Raw genomic sequence first — 6,639 nt, 5'->3', positions numbered from 1 at the left:
TTCTGGTCATCGATCCGCAACACGTTCGCGTTCACGCTGGGTGCGATCGTGATCCAGACGCCGCTGGCGTTGTTGCTGGCGTTGGTGCTGAACAACCGCAAGTTGACCGGTCGCAACCTGTATCGGGTGTTGATCTTCCTGCCGGTAGTCACCACGACGGCAGTGATAGGCATCGTGTTCGTGATCTTGCTGAACCCCTGGGCGCCGGGCGCGATCAACGCCGGGCTCACCGACACCGGCATCGTCGACATGCCGGTGAACTTCCTAGGCGACGCCGCCACAGCGCTGCCGACAATCGTCGCGATCGACATCTGGAAGGACCTCGGCGTAATACTTGTGTATTGGCTGGCGGCGCTACAGACGATCCCGCAGGACATCTATGACTCCGCCGCGGTGGACGGCGTGAACCGGTGGCAGAAACTACGCCACGTCACACTGCCGATGATCGCCCCACTAGGGGTCATCATCCTGCTACTGGTGACGGTGCGTAGCTTCAACGCGTTCGACATCGTCTGGGCGATGACCCAGGGCGGCCCGAACCTGGCCACCGACATCGTCCAGACCTACATCTACCGGTTCGCGTTCCATCCGGACGTGGTCACGCCGCGGATGGGCTTCGCCTCGGCCGCGGCGATCATCTTCGGTGTCCTCGTGATGCTGATCGCGGCGCTTCAAGGCGTCGTATTGCGCCGGATCCGCGGCAGGAAGGCGGCCGACACGGCCGGTGCAGGAGGTGCCTGAAGCGATGACGGTTTCGACGGAGGCTCCCGTGAGCGGTAGCGAGCAGGCGGCACCGCGCCGGAAGAAGCGCTCGTGGCGTAGGCTGCGGCAGCTGCCCACCCATGCGGTGATGTTGCCGTTGGCGATCCTGTGGGTCTACCCGTTCATCTGGATGGTGTCGACAGCCTTCAAGGCGGAGTCGCCGTTCGCCGACGCGCTGCGACTGATCCCGGAAGTGTTCACGCTGGACAACTTCCAGCGGGCGTGGGACGTCGGCAATTTCGGCCAGTACTTCTTCAACACGGTCGTGGTCACCGCCGGTGTGGTGGCGATCGTCATCATCGTGTCGTCGCTGGCCGGCTATGGGCTTGGTCGCGGCGACATGCCGGGCAGGAAGCTTATTGTCGGCGCGCTCGTGGCGACCATGTTCCTGCCGAGCGGGTACAGCATCATCCCGGTATTCTTGCTGATCGATTCACTGGGGCTGAACAACAGCCTGGCCGGGGTCATCCTGGCGATGGCAGGTCCGGCGCACGTGGTCGCGATCCTGCTGTTCATGGGCTATTTCGCCGCGTTGCCGAAGGAACTGGAAGAAGCCGCCACCATCGACGGCGCCGGGCACCCGCGGATCTACGCACGCATCATGCTGCCGTTGGCCAAGCCGGTGGTCGGGACCGTGGCGATCTTCAACATCATCGGAGCGTGGAACGCGTTCCTGGTGCCGTTGGTGTTCACGCTGACCCGCCCGGACCTGCGCACCATCGGTGTCGGCATGTACTCATTCTTCGGTGAGTTCGGCACCGACTGGTCCGCTCTGGCAGCAGCCGCCGTGATCGCGATCGCCCCCATCGTCGTCGTGTTCCTGTGGCTGCAGAAGTTCTTCATCGAAGGCATCGCCGGCGCCGTCAAGAATTGATCGTCGAGATCTCATCGTCGAGAACCGATCTAGGAGGAACCTGTGACCGACGGACCGTGGCTCATAGCGGCGCCGTCCGCCGACCTGGCGGCTGAACTGCGCTTGGATGACTCGTCCGGCTTGACGCTACGGATCACGCGGGCCGGCCGAAACGTCGTGGCCGTTCACCAACCTGCCGAGCGGATCGCCATCACCGGGCAGCGCGACCGGGAGGTCGACGAGTCGTACACCACGACGACCGGTAAGCGCCGCGAGCACCGGCACCGTGCCGCCGAGGTGACGTTCACGCTCGACGTCGGCGGATCGGAGATGGAGTTGGACGTGCGGGCCGCCGACACCGGCGTGGCCTACCGGTACCGTTTACCCGGCGCCGGAACGTCGGCGGTGCTGGCCGACAAGGCCGAGTTCGTGTTTGCCCCTGGCGCCCGGGCCTGGTTGTCGCCATACCAGAACAACAACGAGGGCCCGTGGCGTGGCGGCCTCGGTGTCGGCGAGCTGGCGCCGGGGACGGAGTATGGGCTGCCGCTGCTGGTCGACGCCGGCGACGACACCTGGTGTCTGCTGGCCGAGGCAGGGGTGGACGAGACGCATGCGGCCGCGCACCTGGTCAGTGGCCAGGACGGCCGGTTCCAACTCACGCTGCCGCAGGACTCGGTGCCGGTGGCGCTGCCGTGGACGTCGCCGTGGCGGGTCGCAGTCGTCGGATCGTTGGCCACCGTCACCGAATCCGACCTGACCGCCGATCTCAATCCGCCGGCGCGGGTGGAGGACACGTCCTGGATCAAACCCGGCCGGGTGGCGTGGTCGTGGTGGTCGCAGATATACAGCCCGACCGACCCGGACCGCCAGCGCGAGTACGTCGACTACGCGGCCAAGCACAGCTGGGAGTACACACTGGTGGACGCCCGCTGGGATCCGGCGTGGCTGCCCGACCTGGTTACCTACGCCACCGAGCGCGGCGTCGGGATTCTGATCTGGAGTCACTGGACCGACCTGGCCACGCAGGAACAGCGCGACGAGTTGCTGCCGCGGTGGAAGTCCTGGGGAGTGGCCGGCATCAAAGTCGACTTCATGGATTCCGACACGCAGGACCGGATGGCCTGGTATGAGGCGCTGGCCGGCGACGCCGCCGCGAACCGGCTGATGGTCAACTATCACGGCTCGGTGGTCCCGAAGGGCCGGCAGCGCACCTGGCCGCACGTCATGACCTACGAAGGTATCCGAGGTGCCGAGCATTACGTCCGGTACGCCGCACCGGACGACGGCATACACATGTCGTCACTGCATGCGCCCGGCCCGGTGCACAACACGATCGTGCCGTTCACCCGTAACGCCGTCGGCTCTATGGATTACACCCCGGTGACCTTCTCCCACCCGCGCCGCGAGACCAGCGACGCGCACGAACTCGCGCTGTCCGTCGTGTTCGAGTCGGGCTGGCAGCACTTCGCCGACAGCATCGAGTCCTACGCCGAACGCCCGATCGTCGAGGAGTTCCTGGACACCGTCCCAACCGTGTGGGACGACACGAAGCTGGTCACGGGAAGGCCGGGCGAACTGGTGGTCATGGCACGGCGCGACGGCGACCGCTGGTTCCTGGGCGGTATCGCCGCCGGGCTGGCCCGTCGGGTGACCATCGACCTGGACTTCCTGGAGGCCGGCGGCAATTACGGGCTGCGGCTCGTCGAGGACGCCGCCGACGATGACCTGACCGTGCGGGAGGAGACGGTGTCCGTGGGTGACAGCCTGACGCTCGACCTCGTCCGCGACGGCGGATTCGCTGGGGTCGCCACAAAGGGAAGCGCGAAATGACGTCCGCCGAGCTCGATCGTTCGACGCATCCCCGGCCTCGCTTCATGCGCGAGCGCTGGACCGACCTGACCGGCGTGTGGCGGTTCGCGTACGACGACGATGACGCCGGGTTGGCTGAGCGCTGGTTCGGCGACGGGCCGGAGCGGTTCGACCGGTCGATTCAGGTGCCGTACCCGCCAGAGTCCAAGCTGTCCGGGATTCACGATCCGACGTTCCATCCGGTCCTCTGGTACCAGCGCGACCTCGAAACCCCGGCAATCGCCGACGGTGAACGTCTGCTGCTGCACTTCGGCGCGGTCGATTATCGGGCATCGATATGGCTGAACGGTCAGCACGTGGTCGACCACGAGGGTGGACACACCCCGTTCTCCGCCGACATCACCGATGCCATCGACCCGGCCCGTGACCAGCAGTCGCTCGTCGTGCGGGCCGAGGACCGTCCCACCGACGTGAGTCAGCCACGTGGCAAGCAGGCATGGGCGGCGGAACCGTCGCGGATCTGGTACCACCGCACCAGTGGAATCTGGCAGCCCGTCTGGCTGGAGATCGCGCCCGCCACACGCCTCGGCGACGTCGTCTTCACCGCGGACCTGACCGGCGACATCGATGTCCAGGTGACGATCGACGGCCAGCCGTCGGCCGCCGCGACGGTCGAGGTCACGATCACCCGGGACGGCGAAGTCTATGCCTCACATACCGCGAGCGTCTCCGGTCCGACTGCGGCGTTCCGGGTGAGCGTCCCGGCGGTCCAGCGCGATCACACCGGAGCGTTCACGTGGAGGCCGGACTCGCCGACCCTGTTCGACGCCAACGTCGTACTCCGCGCGGGTGACCTCACGGACACGGTGCACAGCTACGTCGGCTTCCGCCGCGTCTCGGTCCGGGACAACCGATTCGTTCTCAACCGGAATCCGTACTTCCAGCGGCTCGTGCTCGAGCAGGGGTACTGGCCGGAGTCCCATCTCGCCGCTCCCGATGCCGACGCGCTGCGCCGCGAAGTGGAGCTGATCAAGGAGCTCGGCTTCAACGGCGTCCGCATCCACCAGAAGGTCGAGGATCCGCGCTTCCTGTACTGGTGCGACCGCCTGGGTCTGCTCGTCTGGGGTGAGATGGCCAACGCGCATGAGTTCTCCGATCTGGCTGTCGACCGGCTCACCCGGGAATGGGCGGAGGCCGTCCGGCGCGACCGGAGTCACCCGTGCATCGTCGCCTGGGTGCCGCTCAACGAGAGCTGGGGCGTGCCGGAGATCGCTACCTCGCCGCGGCAGCAGAGCGTCGCCACCGGCCTGGTCCACCTCACCAAGGCACTGGATCCGACCCGGCCGGTCATCTCCAACGACGGCTGGGAGCACACGGAAAGCGACATCGTCAGCATCCACGACTACACGCCGAGCGGAGCCGTGCTCCGTGATTCGTACGGCGACCCGGACGCGATGCGCAGCGCCGTCGACGGTGTGGCGTTCGGGCGCAAGATCCTGGTCTCCGACCGCCCACACGTCGGTTGCCCGGTGGTGATCAGTGAGTTCGGTGGTCTGTCGTTCGGGCCGTCCGGAGACGACAAATGGTTCGGATACGCCGTCGCCGACACCGCGGAGAACTTCCGTGAGCAGTTTGAGGACCTCGTTACCGCGCTCTTGGATGCCCGGGGCCTGGCCGGATTCTGCTATACCCAGCTGACCGACACCCTGCAAGAGAACAACGGACTCCTCACCGCTGAACGCGAGCCCAAGCTGCCGCTCGCGGTGATCCGCGAGATCGTGACCCGGTCCAGCCGATCCATACCCCAGGAGCTGGTCGCCGCTGCGCGACAACGCGCGAGGAGTCGTTATGGCTGAAGTCGAGCTCGACGGCCGCTACGGCCGGCTCTACGGGTTCCTGGAGTGGCCGGTCCGCCTCGTGGTTTTGAACCTGCTGTGGATTGTGGGCGTGCTCGCGGGCCTCGTCGTTGCCGGGCTGGCACCGGCGACCCTGGCGCTGTACACGCTGCTCCGCGATTACCTGCAAGGGAAGCCGGTGCGAGCATGGCGCGACTTCTGGACGACGTGGCGGCGGACGTTGCCGTCCTCACAACTCGTGCTCGGTATGCCGCTGCTCACCGTCGTCGTGGTCGTGTTCTATCTCATCGCCTCACGCGGTACGCCGTTCGCCGTCGCCACGACGGTCCTGGCCATCGGATACATTGCCACGCTGTTGCAGCTGCCGGCCGCGGTGACGCATCTGGACCTCGGCGTGACCGACACGTGGAAGACGACCATCGCTATCGCCTGGCGGCAACCGCTTCAGACCGTAGGTGCCGCGATCGTGAGCGTGTTTCTCCTCGTCGGAGCCTGGTTCATCGCCCCGGCCGCACTGCCCTTACTCTTCCCCGCGCTGCCCGCGCTGCTGGCGACCCTGGTCGTGCGCCGCGGCGTCCGGGAGCTCTCAGAACTGAGCTCGTCGACAGCATCGCGCGAGCGGTGAAGCAATGACCGGACGAGTGACGGAATTCTGGATTGGAGCCTTCTGACATGCCTGACCCTCACCATGAGGACCGTGCTTCCGGTCGTGAGGCCGTCGTGAGCGTCGACACCCGCCGTCCGGTGGGCAGGGTCGACGACGACATCTACGGCCACTTCCTCGAGTCCGCCTTCTTCGGCAACATCGAGGGCGGGGTGTTCGACGAGGGCTCGCCGCTGTCTGTCGATGATCCCGGCCTGCTGCGGGGTGTCCGGGAGGATGTGCTGGAGCTATGCCGGGAGCTGGAACCCGGACCGGTCCGCTGGCCCGGCGGGAACTTCACGTCTGCCTACCACTGGGAGGACGGCATCGGTCCGCGGGACGACCGCCCGAGCCGGCTGGAGCCGGTCTGGGGAGTCCGGGAGACGAACCGGTTCGGCACGGACGAGTTCCTGGCCTGGTGCGAGGCCGTCGGCGCCGACCCGTATCTGGTGCACTCGGCGCGTGGCGTCGACGAGGCGGTGCGCTGGGTGGAGTACGCCAACGCCGCGATGGAGACGACGCTGACCAGGCATCGCACCGCCAACGGCCGGGCCGAGCCATGGAAGGTTCGGTACTGGGGCGTGGGCAACGAGGTCTACGGCCAATGGCAGATGGGTCACCGCCCGGCAGAGCAGTATGCCGCCGACGCCAGCGAGCACGCCCGCTTCATGCGACTGGTAGACCCGGACATCCGGCTGGTAGGCGTCGGCGCTCCG

At 66.8% G+C, this 6,639-nt stretch carries 5 protein-coding genes and 1 pseudogene; all 6 read left to right on the top strand.

The genetic code is table 11. The features are described 5' to 3' along the window. Nucleotides 1-741 (top strand): carbohydrate ABC transporter permease (locus ELR45_RS23665; RefSeq protein ID WP_165368046.1); only part of this gene is annotated, 741 nt, incomplete at its 5' end. 28 nt (nt 742-769) lie between these two features. Next, the gene (locus ELR45_RS23660) at nt 770-1,636 is read left to right on the top strand and encodes a carbohydrate ABC transporter permease (RefSeq protein ID WP_205857140.1); all 867 of its coding nucleotides are present in this window, start codon (nt 770-772) and stop codon (nt 1,634-1,636) included. Nucleotides 1,637-1,678: 42 nt separating this feature from the next. Beyond that, nucleotides 1,679-3,445 (top strand): glycoside hydrolase family 97 protein, encoded by a 1,767-nt coding sequence (locus ELR45_RS23655; protein WP_129668540.1) that lies wholly within the window; start codon nt 1,679-1,681, stop codon nt 3,443-3,445. A 44-nt stretch (nt 3,446-3,489) separates the two neighbouring features. Beyond that, nucleotides 3,490-5,280 (top strand): glycoside hydrolase family 2 TIM barrel-domain containing protein, encoded by a 1,791-nt coding sequence (locus ELR45_RS23650; RefSeq protein WP_205857139.1) that lies wholly within the window; start codon nt 3,490-3,492, stop codon nt 5,278-5,280. Beyond that, on the top strand, nt 5,273-5,905 hold the full coding sequence (locus ELR45_RS23645) for a YesL family protein (RefSeq protein WP_129668538.1): 633 nt from the start codon (nt 5,273-5,275) through the stop codon (nt 5,903-5,905). Before ELR45_RS23650 ends, ELR45_RS23645 begins: the two co-directional genes overlap by 8 nt. A 47-nt stretch (nt 5,906-5,952) precedes the next feature. Then, nucleotides 5,953-6,639 (top strand): annotated as a pseudogene (locus tag ELR45_RS23640) (alpha-L-arabinofuranosidase C-terminal domain-containing protein); the annotation flags it as partial.

It is taken from the genome of Phytoactinopolyspora endophytica (assembly GCF_004138495.1).
GTDB classification, from domain to species: Bacteria; Actinomycetota; Actinomycetes; order Jiangellales; family Jiangellaceae; genus Phytoactinopolyspora; species Phytoactinopolyspora endophytica.
Note: the sequence above shows the minus strand (reverse complement) of the source record. Positions and strands in the feature narration are given on the sequence as shown.

What these genes read in the sequence shown, in the direction of transcription:
- ELR45_RS23650 (WP_205857139.1), top strand. Translation starts at nt 3,490, where the DNA reads ATGCGCGAGCGCTGGACCGACCTGACCGGCGTGTGGCGGTTCGCGTAC.
- ELR45_RS23645 (WP_129668538.1), top strand. Translation starts at nt 5,273, where the DNA reads ATGGCTGAAGTCGAGCTCGACGGCCGCTACGGCCGGCTCTACGGGTTC.